At 42.0% G+C, this 14,879-nt stretch carries 16 protein-coding genes; 9 read left to right on the top strand and 7 right to left on the bottom strand.

What is annotated here, in order from left to right; genetic code table 11:
* Window positions 1-22 precede the first annotated feature (22 nt).
* Window positions 23-277 carry a hypothetical protein gene (locus tag QNO02_RS24895; protein ID WP_017692428.1) on the bottom strand — a complete coding sequence of 85 codons (255 nt, stop codon included), beginning with the start codon at window positions 275-277 and terminating at the stop codon, window positions 23-25.
* Between the two features lie 238 nt (window positions 278-515).
* Here QNO02_RS24895 and QNO02_RS24890 point away from each other — a divergent pair, with 238 nt between their 5' ends.
* Window positions 516-1,175, top strand: a complete 660-nt coding sequence (locus tag QNO02_RS24890; protein ID WP_091037871.1) for a YheC/YheD family protein — start codon at window positions 516-518, stop codon at window positions 1,173-1,175.
* Window positions 1,176-1,530: 355 nt separating this feature from the next.
* A complete protein-coding gene (locus QNO02_RS24885; RefSeq protein ID WP_017692430.1) occupies window positions 1,531-1,674 on the top strand; it encodes a sporulation histidine kinase inhibitor Sda in 144 nt (47 codons plus the stop codon).
* A gap of 21 nt (window positions 1,675-1,695) precedes the next feature.
* Here the strand turns inward: QNO02_RS24885 and QNO02_RS24880 are convergent, their stop codons facing one another.
* Complete coding sequence (locus QNO02_RS24880; RefSeq protein ID WP_074096361.1) at window positions 1,696-1,947, bottom strand: hypothetical protein; 252 nt, start codon at window positions 1,945-1,947, stop codon at window positions 1,696-1,698.
* A 76-nt stretch (window positions 1,948-2,023) separates the two neighbouring features.
* Window positions 2,024-2,998 (bottom strand): NAD(P)/FAD-dependent oxidoreductase, encoded by a 975-nt coding sequence (locus QNO02_RS24875; RefSeq protein ID WP_240768303.1) that lies wholly within the window; start codon window positions 2,996-2,998, stop codon window positions 2,024-2,026.
* Between the two features lie 654 nt (window positions 2,999-3,652).
* Here QNO02_RS24875 and QNO02_RS24870 point away from each other — a divergent pair.
* Together QNO02_RS24870 and QNO02_RS24865 are read left to right on the top strand one after the other, a co-directional pair.
* Window positions 3,653-4,846 (top strand): NAD(P)/FAD-dependent oxidoreductase, encoded by a 1,194-nt coding sequence (locus QNO02_RS24870; RefSeq protein WP_036605766.1) that lies wholly within the window; start codon window positions 3,653-3,655, stop codon window positions 4,844-4,846.
* Entirely contained in the window at window positions 4,843-5,094 is a 252-nt protein-coding gene (locus tag QNO02_RS24865; protein WP_091037868.1) for a hypothetical protein, read from the top strand. Before QNO02_RS24870 ends, QNO02_RS24865 begins: the two co-directional genes overlap by 4 nt.
* A gap of 303 nt (window positions 5,095-5,397) precedes the next feature.
* On the opposite strand, the gene hemQ is transcribed toward QNO02_RS24865, so the two are convergent.
* On the bottom strand, window positions 5,398-6,144 hold the full coding sequence (hemQ, locus tag QNO02_RS24860; RefSeq protein WP_062837936.1) for a hydrogen peroxide-dependent heme synthase: 747 nt from the start codon (window positions 6,142-6,144) through the stop codon (window positions 5,398-5,400).
* Between the two features lie 228 nt (window positions 6,145-6,372).
* Between hemQ and QNO02_RS24855 the strand changes: the two genes are divergently transcribed.
* Window positions 6,373-6,666, top strand: coding sequence for a YuiB family protein (locus QNO02_RS24855; RefSeq protein WP_017692435.1), 294 nt, complete (start codon window positions 6,373-6,375; stop codon window positions 6,664-6,666).
* Between the two features lie 384 nt (window positions 6,667-7,050).
* The gene (locus QNO02_RS24850; protein ID WP_091037865.1) at window positions 7,051-8,586 is read left to right on the top strand and encodes a replication initiation and membrane attachment family protein; all 1,536 of its coding nucleotides are present in this window, start codon (window positions 7,051-7,053) and stop codon (window positions 8,584-8,586) included.
* Window positions 8,587-8,738: 152 nt separating this feature from the next.
* On the opposite strand, the gene QNO02_RS24845 is transcribed toward QNO02_RS24850, so the two are convergent.
* From QNO02_RS24845 to QNO02_RS24835, 3 genes are all read right to left on the bottom strand, one after another.
* Window positions 8,739-9,284 (bottom strand): GerMN domain-containing protein, encoded by a 546-nt coding sequence (locus QNO02_RS24845; RefSeq protein WP_091037863.1) that lies wholly within the window; start codon window positions 9,282-9,284, stop codon window positions 8,739-8,741.
* A 31-nt stretch (window positions 9,285-9,315) separates the two neighbouring features.
* On the bottom strand, window positions 9,316-10,704 hold the full coding sequence (locus QNO02_RS24840) for an N-acetylmuramoyl-L-alanine amidase family protein (protein ID WP_249912826.1): 1,389 nt from the start codon (window positions 10,702-10,704) through the stop codon (window positions 9,316-9,318).
* A 227-nt stretch (window positions 10,705-10,931) separates the two neighbouring features.
* Complete coding sequence (locus QNO02_RS24835; RefSeq protein WP_249912827.1) at window positions 10,932-11,738, bottom strand: hypothetical protein; 807 nt, start codon at window positions 11,736-11,738, stop codon at window positions 10,932-10,934.
* A gap of 258 nt (window positions 11,739-11,996) precedes the next feature.
* Here QNO02_RS24835 and QNO02_RS24830 point away from each other — a divergent pair, with 258 nt between their 5' ends.
* The 3 genes from QNO02_RS24830 to QNO02_RS24820 all read left to right on the top strand — a co-directional run bounded on the left by QNO02_RS24830 (window position 11,997) and on the right by QNO02_RS24820 (window position 14,800).
* Window positions 11,997-13,220 (top strand): RNA polymerase sigma factor, encoded by a 1,224-nt coding sequence (locus QNO02_RS24830; RefSeq protein ID WP_289390325.1) that lies wholly within the window; start codon window positions 11,997-11,999, stop codon window positions 13,218-13,220.
* Between the two features lie 173 nt (window positions 13,221-13,393).
* A complete protein-coding gene (locus tag QNO02_RS24825; protein WP_249912829.1) occupies window positions 13,394-14,059 on the top strand; it encodes a Type 1 glutamine amidotransferase-like domain-containing protein in 666 nt (221 codons plus the stop codon).
* A 483-nt stretch (window positions 14,060-14,542) separates the two neighbouring features.
* Entirely contained in the window at window positions 14,543-14,800 is a 258-nt protein-coding gene (locus QNO02_RS24820; RefSeq protein WP_249912830.1) for an aminoglycoside phosphotransferase/kinase family protein, read from the top strand.
* Window positions 14,801-14,879: the final 79 nt, after the last annotated feature.

Below are 14,879 nucleotides of genomic sequence, written 5' to 3'. Positions count from 1 at the left end.
ATCTCCTTCTACAGAGGTTCAACTACCCGAAGTGAAGAAGGGCAGCCATGGCTTCCGGTGAACCTGGCGGTGTGGCAGAGAAGGGCGTAGTTAACATAACAACAATGATAAAGACGATGAAACAGGCAAATATAAGACAACTCACGGCAAAGCCGCGATTACGCTTTTGCATAAACAGTCGAATACCTGTGACAAAAAGAAGTACCGTAACAGCTACCAGAACGATCGACATTGCAAAATAGGCTACGCCATAAAGTGATTTGAAAAATGCTTCCATTTGTTCTGAACGCTCCTTAGATCCTCATATTTAAGCCCTTCCAAGCCATTCCTTAGTAGCATACGACAGATTGACTTGTTTGAAAAGCAAACCGGGCGCTTGTTCCTGTTTCCGCCATCACCCCTGGGACAGGTTACATGGAAAAGGGGCCTTTGCCGTGGACAGACATCCAAGAAAGCAAGGCTTCTGTTGAGTATGTATAAGGAAGGACTATTGTTTCAAGGAAGGAGATCAACCCATGTCGAGACAACTTGCAAGCAAATGGCGGAAGACAGCGGCTCTGATGAAATACCCGGTAGCTGCTGTCCATATCCCACAGACCAAGGCATTCAATTCGGGTAATCTGCTGCAAATGCTCAGTCGTTATGGAATGGTGTACGTCAAACCTATTGTAGGAGGCGGTGGTTACGGTGTCATTCGGGTATCGGCGAGCGGTGGGGCTTATCGATACACCCATATGAAAACGACCCGTTCTTTCGCCAGTTTCAGCCAGATGTATCGCTCTCTGGTGCGTGTAAAAGCTAGACGCAAGTACTTGATCCAGCAAGGTATTCATCTGGCAACAATTCAAGGGAGACCTGTTGATTACAGAGTCAAAGTTGTCAAAACCGAACGAGGCTGGGTATTCCGTTCTTTAGTAGGACGACTCGCTCGTCCCGGACTCTGTGTGACGAATCTGAGCAAGGGTGGCACCATGTTATCAGGAAGGCGAGCTCTTGGTTTATCCCTGCCACATATATCCGGTCGGCACAAACGCCGGGAGATGCGCTCCCTTACACTGACATGTACGTACATTATGGAAAGTCAGTTCCCTGGTGTAGGTCAGCTTGGATTTGATTATGGACTGGATTATTCAGGCAAGATCTGGATTTTGGAAGTGAATACCAGACCTCAATAGAAAATGAATGGGAAAACTCAAGAAAATTCAAGAAAAACCGATAATATATAGAAGAAAACGGTATGAAAACCGTTTGAAATTTTACATTACTGGGTAATTTACTCGCAACAAGTCTTGAAACTATGAATTTATTCCAAAAAAAATACGCTGATAAACGTTCTGACAGTAGTACAAACTTCCTGTGCATAAATATTGTCCACACTATACACGTTGATTACTCTGTATTTTTTCCATTTATCAACAAACTATGCACAGGATTTCCACATAACGTTGTGGATAACAAGAACGCTTGTTCTCTATATGAATCTCTGATATGATAGTTTTGAGGAAAAAAAAGGAAAGGTTGTGGCGGGAAATGGCTATGTTATCCGATGAGATGTTGTTGGATTCCTACCATAAAGCGATTGAGTTGAATCTCGAACGAGATTTCATCGCACTGCTGTTGGCAGAAATCCATAAGCGCAAACTGGGTACCGACGTATCTGCCATTCTTCACTAGAGATCCTCATTGCAGGCAATGTTACAGGTTTCCGGACAAGTCCCATAGTGAGACAGGCCATGGCGTGCTCGTCTGACAATGGTGACAGTACATCACATGATTGCAAACGTTTTCGACTTCGTCTGCCGTGTCAGAGGAAGGTTGGAATACGTAGGGGCTGTATGGTCCGGTGTAATCATCCAATTTGCCGCATTCTAACAGTCCCTGAAGGCAGTGGGGGCAAGCCTGCTCCGGTACAACCAGACCGTTACACAGCGGGCATATATAAGACAAGGGTATCCCTCCTGATATGGATTCACTCAGGAGTAAGATACCCTTTTTTGTATCAATATATGTTATTTCCGCAAAACTAGCGTTTCATGTTACTACTGTGTCCTGGGGACAACTTGGCATCCGGATCGAAGTATACCTTCGCATTGTTAACGGCTGTTGGAGCTTCGCCGAATCCGACAGCGATCAGCTTCAGTTTACCTGGGTAGGTTGTGATATCTCCGGCAGCGAAGATTCCTGGAATAGATGTTTCCATGCGGGAATCAACAACGATGGAGTTGCTGTCAATTTCGATACCCCACTCGGCAATCGGTCCGAGAGAAGAGACAAATCCGAAGTTAACGATCACGTCATCTACTTCGATTTCCTGTGTTTCTTTGGTTTTCACATGGGAAAGGGTTACCTTGGTAATGGTGTCATCCCCATGAAGTTCCGTGATTTCGGTCGGTGTAACAACGTTCACCTTGGAATTCATCAGGTTTTCGACACTGTGCTCATGTGCACGGAACTTGTCCCGGCGATGGATCAGCGTCACTTGCTCAGCGATAGGCTCCAGCATGAGTGCCCAGTCTACCGCGGAGTCACCGCCGCCACTGATCAGTACTTTTTTGCCAGCGAAGGCATTCAGATCACTGATGAAGTAGTGCAGGTTGCTCTTCTCGAACTTGGCAGCACCTTCAAGCTCCAGGCGACGTGGTTCGAATGCACCTACACCAGCTGTAATAATGACTGCTTTGGCATGATATTCATTCTCATCCGTCTTCACGATGAAATGTTGTTCATCCTTTTTCTCCACCGATACAACCTTTTCTTCAAGGCGGATGTTCGGATTAAAATGACTCATTTGCTCAACAAGGTTATTCACCAGTTCCTGAGCCGTTACTTTAGGGAATCCGGCTACATCATAGATGTATTTCTCCGGGTAAAGAGCGGCAAGCTGTCCACCAAGCTGTGGCATACTTTCAACCAGTGTAACGGATGCCTGACGCATCCCACCATAAAACGCGGCGAACAGACCCGCAGGGCCTCCACCGATAATAAGTAAATCAGTCATATCATGACTGGAATTTTGTGCAGTCAAGAATCAACAACACCTTTCATATTTTAATAGGTAGTTAACAGAAAGAATGTGCAGGCTACGTATCGTAACTGGCATTGGTGCTGAACTGTCTTTCCTATTATAAACGGTGTACTCAGGGTTGCAAAGTTAGCGGTGTCACGAATCAGAGAATAATTGATGAAGATCAGATGAGAATAGGATGAAATTGGAAATGAAAGGTTATGAAAAATAACAAAAAAAACCTTGATCTTTACTTGAAATACAGATATCCTTGACCTGTACTATGTGTTTTTTTGTCTAATTTAGAGTCAATATGTAATATGAAGACAGATCCCGTGTTTTGTAGAATCTTGTGGTTAATTTCACAACTTGAAACGATAACTTGCGTGCAAACGTATCAATTTCATAAACCCTTTAGTTGCTTCAATCAAGTCTAGATATAGATCAAAAAAGTTCAATATGTCGATATCTAGTTTCATAAAATCCATTTTTAGTGAGTTATGAAATTGATGCAAACGTTTAAATAAATTCGCGAAGTTAACATTTGTCGTCATAATGGGCAAGACCTCATCAATATTTGTAAGTATGTGCATTTTGCATCTCACCCAAGATCGGGCTGATGCAAGTGAAACCGGAAGGGGTATAGACATGAGCAGTATTCCCAAAATCGTCATCCTCGGCGCGGGCTATGGCGGGATTCTGACAGCCCAGCGGCTGCAGAAGGAATTGAACTATAACGAGGCCGACGTCACATTGGTGAACCGGCATGATTATCATTATATTACTACACATCTACATATGCCGGCAGCCGGCACGGATACCATTGAGCATGCAAGAGTACCCATTTCGAAGCTGATTGATGAGTTCAAGATTGATCTGGTCAAGTCTTCCGTGAAGGAGATTCGTCTGCAGGATCGGAAGATTATTCTGGAGGATGGCACGTTATCCTATGATTATCTAATTATTGGACTAGGCGGAGAACCCGAGACCTTCGGGATTCCGGGTATGCTCGATCACGCGATGACAATCCGCAGCATTAACTCGGTCAGACTGATTCGAGAACACATCGAATATCAATTTGCGATGTACAAAAACGATAACAAACGAAATCGTATTCGGTTTGTCGTAGGTGGAGCGGGTTTCAGTGGTGTAGAATTCGTAGCTGAACTTGCAGATCGTATTCCACAGCTGTGCAAGGAGTTCGACGTGAATCCGAAACATGTGCACATCTATAATGTAGAGGCGGCGCCTTCGGCCTTGCCTGGATTTGATCCGGAATTGGTAGAACATGCGATGAATGTGCTCAAGAAGAAGGGCGTTACTTTCAAAATTGGTGTTCCAATCAAGCAATGTCTCCCGGACGGGGTTATTGTGGGTGAGGGTGAAAAGCTCGATGCTGCTACAGTTGTATGGACCGGCGGTATTCGCGGTAACTCACTGCTGGAACAAGCAGGTCTTGAAGTGATGCGGGGACGGGTGAAAGTAGACGACTACCTGCGTGCCCCTGGACATGAACATGTTTATGTCATTGGTGATAATTCACTTGTGTTCAACGCGGAAGGACGCCCTTATCCGCCAACAGCACAGATTGCGATGCAGCAGGGTGTGAACTGCGCCAAAAACGTCGTGGCATCCATCCGCAAGAAACAGCCGCAACCTTTTGTATTTACGAGCAAAGGAACGGTTGCTTCATTGGGTAAAGGTGAAGCCATTGCTGTCGTAGGCGGCAAGAAATACAAAGGCTGGAAAGCGGCTCAGTTGAAGAAGCTGGTTGATCTGCGTTATTTGTTCATCATTGGTGGTATTCCGCTAGTCCTGAAGAAAGGGCGGTTTTTTGGATGAGACATTGTAGTGTTCAGGTCCGGGGACTATTAACACGTGAAGAGCTGGATCGATACAACGCCCTGATGCAGGTCGGTGGTTATCTCGAGGAACAGGATCAATATGATCTGGCCTACATTGTGCAGAAAGAAGTGGATATTCTCATTATGCCTGCGATTGAGCGGCTTAAAGAGAAGGGGCGTGACCGTGATCGGGCCACAGCCGAGTTCCTCGAATCGCTGAAAGCGGTAGATGAGGAGCAAGATTAGAGACGATATAAGTTGAACTAAAGATGTTTACACATACACTTCAATGACAGAATAACCTTCCAATCGCTGTTATCCCCAGATTTTTTTGATTCCCTTTTGTTAAAGGGAAAATCCGGTGATAAAGGCGAACGCTTCGCTTTTTCAGGTTTTTTCTGTCCTTTCCGTTTTTGTGTAAATAAATAGTTCAAACAATATAGATCTAAATCAAGCTTGAGGTAGTAGAATATTGATAGATAATAAAGCACCGCTGACAATATCCTTAAAAGGAGATGTCGCGGTGCTTTATTGTGCGTTGTGCTATTTTTACAGCTTAAGCATGTCTTCCAGTGTTCCTTCGTTCAACAGACTTCCCACATAGAACGAACCGAATTCGCCATAACGGGCGCTAACTTCATCGAAACGCATCTCATAGACAAGTTTTTTGAACTGAAGTGCATCATCCGCAAACAGCGTAACGCCCCATTCCCAATCGTCGAAACCGACAGAGCCGGTAATAATCTGTTTCACTTTACCAGCATAGCTACGACCAATCATGCCGTGACTGCGCATCATGGTGCGACGCTCGTCCATGGACAGCATGTACCAGTTGTCATTCAGCTCACGTTTTTTGTTCATCGGATAGAAGCAGATGTATTGCCGTTGTGGCAGAACAGGTTTCAGGCGGGCGATAATCTCCGGATTCTGCATCGGGTCTTCGCCTTCTTTGCCAAGGTAGTTGCTCAGTTCCACTACACTAACGTAGGAATACGACTTCGTTGTGTATTGAGCAAACATCGTTTTGTTAAACGCGTTTTCAACAGCCTTCAGATCTTCCAGCGTTTCACGCAGGTGCATCATGACGAGGTCTGCTTTTTGACCTACAACCGTATATACAACGGTACTTCCTTTGGATGAATCCTCGACTTCTTTCCATTCTTTCCAGAATTCCTGAAGCTCGTCCAGTGCTACAGCGCGTTCTTCATCATCTGCTGCTTTCCAGGCGGCCCAGTTAATCGAGCGAAAATCATGCAGGGCATACCAGCCCTCCAGTGTTGATGCGGCTTCGTTCATTGGTTGTGTTCCTCCTGCAAGGTATATTTCCAAATCCCTATAAGGGACGGGTGATTGCTTTATCGTTTACATTGTATCCCAACATGAAGCAGAAGGGCAAATGAACAGAGTATAAATATAGGGAAATTTGTCCAGAAAGTTCGTTGCTTCGCCACATTTTTTGCGGTACACTAACTACTATCCAGAAGTGAAACCTGAATGTGTGAAAGAAGAGGTGAATGTCGCCCGATGCAATTTATACCTGTGTTGGTATTGATGGTATTATTTTTCGTTATGATGTTTGGTATCGGTTTCATTCTGAACATGCTGATGAAGACCACCTGGTTTCCTTCCTATCTGTTCATCATTGTGATATTGCCTGTCGTCGTGTACTCTCTATGGGATCATTCGTCATCTCTAATGTCACATCTGGGTTCTTTCCAGCTTGTAGACTATATGACGGGCATCGCTGGACTGGCTGGTGCGGTAATCAGTGGCTGGACGATCCAGAAGTTACGTTTGGGTGGGTACAGAATGTTTTAGATTGTTGGAACAAGGTAACACATGCCACGTAATCGCGTGAAAGTCTTGTCTTTGTCGTAAACGCTTACGATTACAAAGGGAAGGCTTTTTTGCTGTTTATTTATATTAGAAGAATTATTGTACACGTGTACTTCATATACATCTGGAGAACATTCTCTTTAGATATTCCCTTGTATTCTGCGGCTACAGCTTTTATAGTATTCTAGCGGCTCTCGACATTTTTATTTTAGAAATTTGCTGAATTCGGCGAAAACGTGAATGATGTCGACCTAGGACGAAACGGAGCGAGAACAGGCCGTCTTTTTACCTGTTTTTGAACATTTGAGGATCAGACATTTATGATAGAATAGATAAACATACATTTGGGGAGAAGGAGATCAGGCTATGCGCATGAAGAATCTGCACCATTATACTGAACATCATCGCTACTGCGTATACAGGGAGTTTGGACTTAGCGCCCTGGATGACCGTATGCTTACAGGAGCATATCAGCCCATGGTAGGTGCTTTTGCGGTTGGCTTGTATCGGCTGTTGTTTCAGCATCTTCCCGGTGAACAGGTCGGTTATTCGCCGCTTGAACAGCAACGTAGACTGTTCATGACGCTTGGGCTAGAGCCAAGTGAGAAAGGGCGTAAATATCTTGTAGAACAGGCGTCCAAGCTTGAAGCGGTGGGGCTACTTCAGACTTCACGGCTATATATACCGGAAAATGATGACTACATCTACGAATATGAGCTGCAACCGCCGCTCTCTCCGGCAGAGTTTTTCCGGACACAGCATTTGACACTGCTGCTTCGTGACAAGATAGGCAAATTCGCCGTGCTTTCCCTGCGTTCCGGTTTCTCGGCAGTGGAAAATGGGGACGCGCCTTATCCGGCAGCCAATAAAGAGAATATTTCCGTTCCCTTTTACGATATATTTGAATTGAATACCCATGTTATTGATTACGAGTTGGAGCAAGCATTGTCGGAAGTATCAACTACGGCCCAGCGGACAGGCACGAATGATGCAGCGGAAGAAAACAGTTTGAACTACGCTGACATTATTTTGCGTTTTCCGCGGGAGTCGGTCAATCGCCGTCATGTAGAACAGCTGCGGTTCGATCATGAACAACTGGGCATTGTAAATTATGTAGTGAACAAGTTCAACCTCAGTGTGCAGGATGTATGCCGTCTGCTGGATGAAGATGATATCTTCAGTCCACAGGGCCAGCTGATTCTGGATGATCTTCAGCATAAAGCAAGTATGCAGTTCAGACAGACGAAGAAGCGTCATGAGCAACAGACCGTACAGGCCGCGAAGGTCGTAGCACTGAGACAGCATATGGAGGAGCCAGAGCGGAAAGAAGACTCCGGTGAACCACCTGTTGAGCATGGAGTACAGATGGAATATTACGTCGAAGTACCTCCACAATTTATGACCAAGTGTGATATTCATCAATATAATATGATGCTTCGTAATGAGCCGTATACGCGTCTGTTGCAGACGTTCTTCCCGGGCGCAGTACCGGACAATCTGATCGATATATTTGAGAAAATTGATCTGAGCTACAAGTTGCCTGGTGAAGTCATCAATGTATTGATTCATTATTTGATGGCATTACTTGTATCCGGCGGAGAGCAGCGAATTAACCGTAACTTCGTTGAGGCGATCGCCTCCAACATGTTGCTTAAACAGGTGAACTCATATGAGAAAGCTGTGCAATATATTCGTGATCAGGCCAAGGTCAAAGGCAAACAGGCTGCTGGTGCAGCTGGAACCCGTACCCGTACATACGGCAAAGGAACCAAAGCTAAGCCCGAAATTCCGATTGTACAAGACATAAGCACCGATGGGGATGCCGTATCTGAGGAAGAGTTCGAAGAGATGATGAGATTTGCCCAGCAGATGCAGGCGAGTAAGCAAAAAGGAACTTCTTAACTCCCTGACATAGAAGAAGTGCAAGTCCACTTTAACCGAAAAAATAAGATCCATTCGCCTAATTACTTTGCGAATGGATCTTTATTTTTAGATCATGCTTTTTATATTGTGGCATTTCTACACTTCAAACAGAGAATATTTTTTCTATGGATTTATTCACGGGTTAGTGGATGCTCTAATTCTGCATGACCCATTAAACTGTCAGTGGCATTTCCGTCAACAAGCAAATCAATACTGGTTACTTCATCAAACTGAAAAAAAGTTCCTTTCAAAGCATCGATCGCTAAAAGCTCGCCGCCAGACCCTAATCTTGCTTCATCTGGAATATGCACATCCAGCGTTAATTTTCCTTGATCAAAAGTAGCAGAAAGTAGATCAATATTACTCCACAATGGAATAAGTTCGGTTTGATCGCTACTTTGAAGGGCCGCATATGTCTTACTATATTTTTCGGAGTCATCTTTGAATGTAATTTCTTTCTTACGTTGCTCTACTTGTAATAGTTGATCATCTGCATAAAAAACCTCAATTTCTTGAGATTCTTCATTTTCTTCGCTCGGGTTAGTTATTGGCGCTGGTGTTGTACTTGCCGGATCGGAACCCTGCACTGGACTAGGAGAAGTAGGTTTGGTAGCACAGCCTACCGCTAGTATGCTTATGGCACAAATCGTGATAGCCCAATAGATTCTTTTTTTCATAGAAGCACATCCTCTTAAATTATTCACTACCCTATAACTTCAAATACTCTTTTATCCCATCCACAATGGCTTGTGCCGCTTTATTTAGATTGGTTTCTGACATCATGGCCTCCTCCTCAATCTGGTTACTTAAGAATCCGATTTCTAGAAGAACCGCAGGCATCGTGGTTTCTCGGATGACCTGGTAGTTTCCGTTCTTTACGCCACGATCATTAAATCTCAAGGCATTGATCAGGTTTTTATGAATGAGGGTCGCCAGTGCTTTACTACTCTCGCGTTGGTAATAATACGTTTCAGTTCCCGATATCTGAGGAGCAGCGGTTACACTGTTACCGTGTATAGATACAAACACATCTGCATTAAGATCGTTGGCAAGTTTGACACGTTCCGGTCGTGTAGGGTAGATATCCGTTTCCCGAGTCATAATTAATTCTATGTCGGGTTCCTTTTCTAAAAGAGCCTGCACTTTTAGGCCTAAAGCAAGGGCAAAATGCTTCTCATGTTTTTTGGTAAAACTTATTGTACCTGGATCACTTCCTCCATGTCCCGGATCAATAACGACTATTTTTTTGCCGCTGTTAACAGGAGTGGCAGGTGCAGGTTCATTTGTCATACTTAGATCAAGGATAAATTTACCGGCGATTGTCTGTTGTTTGTAATTCACCGAACTTATATTGTTTAATTCGATTACGATTCGAACCTGAGGCGGATCATTTTTAAAAAGAGAATAACGTATCTCAGTAATATTTGGAAATTCGTTAACATCCAACCTTCCCATGGATCCTCCAGAGGGGACTTGTCCCATATTTCCGAAGTTGGTGGATGGGAAATCTACGATAATCCGGTCAGGATTTTTTAGTGTAGATATGACTGGAGCAACTTCACGGTCTAATGAGACGACGAGTTGATTATTGGCATAAGTTATATCATGAACAAGGTTAGTGGCTGCATCATTCCCGTTAGAGGGGGAAGTTGGTTGCGATACATTATTGCTGGTTAGTGTAACAATCTTGTTTTTGTTATTCCAGCCCACTCTCAGACCCATCTCTTCACTAACAAAACGTAGAGGAACAACAACCGTATTCTTGATCATTTGTGGAGCGATATTAAGTTTGACGTTGTTGTTTTGGACTGTAGCTTGATCCTTCCCAACGGTCAAAGAAATGGCATTGGAAGCTTGTTCGATAGTTACATTTTGTGTCTTTTGATCCCATTTCACGTTAAATTTTAAATTCTCAGCGACTACTCGAATAGGAATCATAATATTGTTTCTTACATTGACAACTTCAACATCATTGGGTAAAACCAGCTCCTGGCCATCTAAAATAATTTTAGTTTGATTCGTAGCTGCATGGGTGTGCATGGGAATTAGCATGAGTAGCAGTGCACTGAAAAGTAACAGGATTATAGATTTTTTCATTTTACACCTCGGTTTTAATTTGCGTAGTACCAGACTTCTAACGGGGAAAAACCAATCACCTCCTGTTTCTTTTATGAAAACCCAAATTTACTAGAATATTCTGCTCACTAATATGAACGCTACAAACCACATGAAAGTCGTAAAGAAAATTTGTTTAATACAAAACATGGACGAGAGAACTGTTGTCAGTCAGTAGGGGGTAAAGGAAGGAGAGTTGAATAATCATTTTATTTATCTAATTTTAACCACTGTTGAAATTCTTTCCGGTTAATTTTTTTAACAGGTTTAACTTTGCTGCTGGCTGTATTGTATCTAAAAAGAATCCATTGATCTGAAGGATACTCACTAATGTAATCTATATTTTTTCCGTTCTTATGCCATAAAATTAAACCGGTGCTAATATAGTTGGTTGCCCGAGGGAGATAAACAAAGCAGTCACTCTTAGTATCGTAGATTGCTAGAGTGCTTTTCTCCGTATTTCCATAAGAAAATGCAATGATGTCTTCTTTTGGTGACCAATTATATGATGAAATGGTTTCTACATTTTGTTTACCTGCTTTTTCAAGCCGTTCGTTTAATATTGTGTACGTTCCTGTTTTAAAGTTCACGAGAATGAGGTTGCTGCCAGCACTTTTTTCTACTTGGATAGCAATCCATTCATTAGATGGAGATTCAGCAACACTAGTGATATCCAATAATTTAACTTCAAAATCTCCTGTTTGTAGGGTGTGCTTTTCTTTACCATGAGTAACTACAATGGTGTCAATGATGTTTTGCTCAAAATCTGCAGCAGCATCTAGCTTTAAGGTGTTTGCGGTTATCGTGATGTTGTCACCTTTCCAGACCATTTTATTTGAGCCTATCGTTTTTATGAACTTAGGTATAATCTGGTATGTCGAAGAGTTCACAGAAGTTGATTTAGCGGCAATGTGTGCTACTTTCTCAGAAGGATGAAATGAAGATGATGCAGTTGATAACGTGCCTAAGCTACCTAAAACAATGACGCTTGATAATAAAACATTGGTGTATTTCATTATTATCTCTCCTTCATTTTGGGAAGGCGTTTACATGATGTGATTCCCTCCAGAACTACTCCAATCTTTGCTTATCATTGTTAATTTGTAAAGATATGAAATCATAGAGATGATTTGAAGACAGATTTCAAAAAGGGTGATTAGCTATTGGTCCTGTAAGTAACAAGCCTGAAAAGTTGAATACATATTTTATATTTATGTGGCCTTCTGACTCTCTCTGGTGTCTAATTCATTGTAAATCAAGAGGAGGTTCTTACCATGTCAGGAGCTCATGACACAAAACCTGTTTATCCGGATAAACAGGAAAGTATCACTGACTTTGAAAACACTTATGAGTTGTATCGTCAAAGAATTTGCAAGTACTTTTCCCTGAAATTGAATCCGATGGTTGCAGATGATTTGACTCAACAGGTGTTTTTAAAAGCAGTAGAGAATCTTCACCAATTTCAAGGCAAATCAAATTTATTCACGTGGATATTCAAGATTGCTCAGAATACAGTGAAAAACGAATATCGAAGGTTATCGCAAAAAAAAGAAACGCCGTTTGATTTTACAGGATATGAATCACAGTCGATCTCCCTTGAATTTACGAAGTATGTTGATTTTCGAATTGATATTGGAGTTGCGCTGAAAAAGTTAAATGAAACCGACCAGGAAATCATTGCATTACGCTTTTTTGTGGACTGCACATTGCTTGAAATTTCTAAGATTGTAGGGATGCGTGAAAGTGCAGTAAAGAACAGACTCTACAGAGCTTTGGAAAAACTTAAAAAGGAATTGAAAGAATGGGGAGACGTTACGATTATGTCTATTCAAGATTTGATTTCAATTGTTAATAAGGGTGAAAACGAGGGATTGAACAATCGGTTCAATAAAGTACACCATGATTTGTTCAATGAACTAAGTGATCATATTGAACGAATCTCGCTAAAGTACAATTATCATCCATCGCGAAAAGTAACGATTGAAGTATATCCTGATATGCCATCGTTTCACCAAGCGGTCGGAGAAGCAGATGCTCCGAATTGGTTCATGGGTACCTATGAAGGGAGTATTCTCAAAATTGTATCTCCATTAAATCCAGGACCGGAGCATACCTATCAATCGATTCTTAAAGGTACGGTTCACTTGTTCGCCATGTGGCTAATAAGTGAAATTAATCCGAAGGCTCCGAAATGGATAAGGCAAGGAATTGGTGGATATGAAGCCAAGCTGATGACTCAGGACTTTATTGAAGGTTCAACAGAAGAGTCTATTCACAATTTAGAGATCCCAACGTTCGAACAATTAGATAATGATACCTGGGAATTCGAAACGATGAAGGGTTTTCAGTTTTCGTTCCTATTTGTGGAGTTTGTTGTTCAACAATATGGAATAGACCAGTTAAACAAATTGATCCGTAACCCCCAGGATTTTAATGGTATCTTTCAATGTTCCGAGAAGGAATTGCATCAGAAGATGGTAGAGTTTATAAGTAAATGACTTATACAAAAATGTATGTTGCCCGGGGGAAGAACCGGGCTCTTTTTAATGTGGTTATAGCTATGGTAAATGCACTATCAATAAATTGGGTTATTTTGTATAATGTATATAAAAAGAGGTTGTCTATGAATCCTATGGATGAACGTAAAGAATACATATGGAGGTAATTAAGTTTGAAAACTCACTACTATTTCAGTTGGTTTAATCATTTCTTTCCTGAGAAGCTGGTCCATTATTTGCAGGAGGATATACAAGAGAGAAAATCGCTTGTTATGATTAGTGCTGATCCGTCTGGTTATACAGATGAGCAAATTAACATGGATGATATTTCTGAATGGACCTGGTTGAATCAGGCTAACATTATTTTTGATGAATATCATTTCATTGATTACCGTATGCAGAAAGAAGATGCTCAGCGATTCATTCGGAACGCTTCTGTCATTTTTTTATGTGGTGGATATCCTGTTCTGCAGAACGATTTTTTGGCGGAATATGAATTATCGGATGTTATTAAGAATAGCAATGCCGTTATAATGGGTGCCAGCGCCGGTGCGTTAAACATGGCTGCAAAATGGTTAAGCTTGAATAACACTGATGAAGTTGAAACAAGTACTATTTATAATGGTATTGGCTTTGATCATTTTGCCTACGAATCTCATTCTCAACGTGATTACGCCACGTTTGTTCAAGGCTACCTGTTCCCCTTGTCTGAAGAGATTGATGTTTATGCGGCAGAACAGGAGAGCGCTATACGTGTAAAGGACGGCAAAATAGAAATAATAGGACCTGTATATTTAATTTCCCACTCAAAGATTCAGAAGTTGGTTGAGACGCTCTAATTAGGGTGAGTGGCTGTGACCTTACATAAGTAATTCCTTTTGATGTATAAAATCAAGGCTAACAGGCGAATCATCTCAGGTCTCCTTTCTATGATTGGAATACTGTTTGTAAACAGATGCAATCTTAATATCCCTAGGACTTATAGTCGGCAGGGTATCGAAGTGATCAGTTGCTTATTTCAACTAACGGACAGACAATAGGGATCGTTGCAAAAATGCAACGATCCTTAGTGGTATACCTTTACAGAAAGTAGAGAACAGGAAAATTATAATAGGATGATGAGCTCCTTATTAAGCTAACGGGCAGGTTAGCGCAATAGATCAACCATTTTAGTTGACTGTAAAAAAGTTGGATTAGTATGATTTATATGGATATAAAAATCTTGAAAGTGGGGCTTTCGCATGTCACCAGGCATTCATTTTATTAAATTTAGGCAACAGCGAGTTAGGCCATAATTTAATCTATATTACTAAGGAGAGCTAATGGACCCAAAAATAAAATTATTGTTCTTGGACGAACATGCTGCAGAAGGCGCCGCGCGTTATGGGGGCAGCCAAGAGGAACTCACTTTCATTGGAGGTTTTCAAAACTTTATATATTCCTATAATCGCGATGAATTGAAATATATTCTCCGTTTCACTCCGAGCACTCTTCGCACGGCGGAAGGACTTGTAGCAGAAATGGATTGGATTCATTATCTTTCAGAGAGTGGTATAGCAGTGTCAGAACCTATTTATTAAATTAATGGATAATATTGTGAACTAGTTCAAGGAAATAAAATGGATTTTTACGTAACCTGCTTTAAACATGCACCAGGCC

This window comes from Paenibacillus sp. PK1-4R (genome assembly GCF_030369595.1).
Classification (GTDB): domain Bacteria; phylum Bacillota; class Bacilli; order Paenibacillales; family Paenibacillaceae; genus Paenibacillus.
This window is presented reverse-complemented; position numbering and strand designations above follow the sequence as displayed.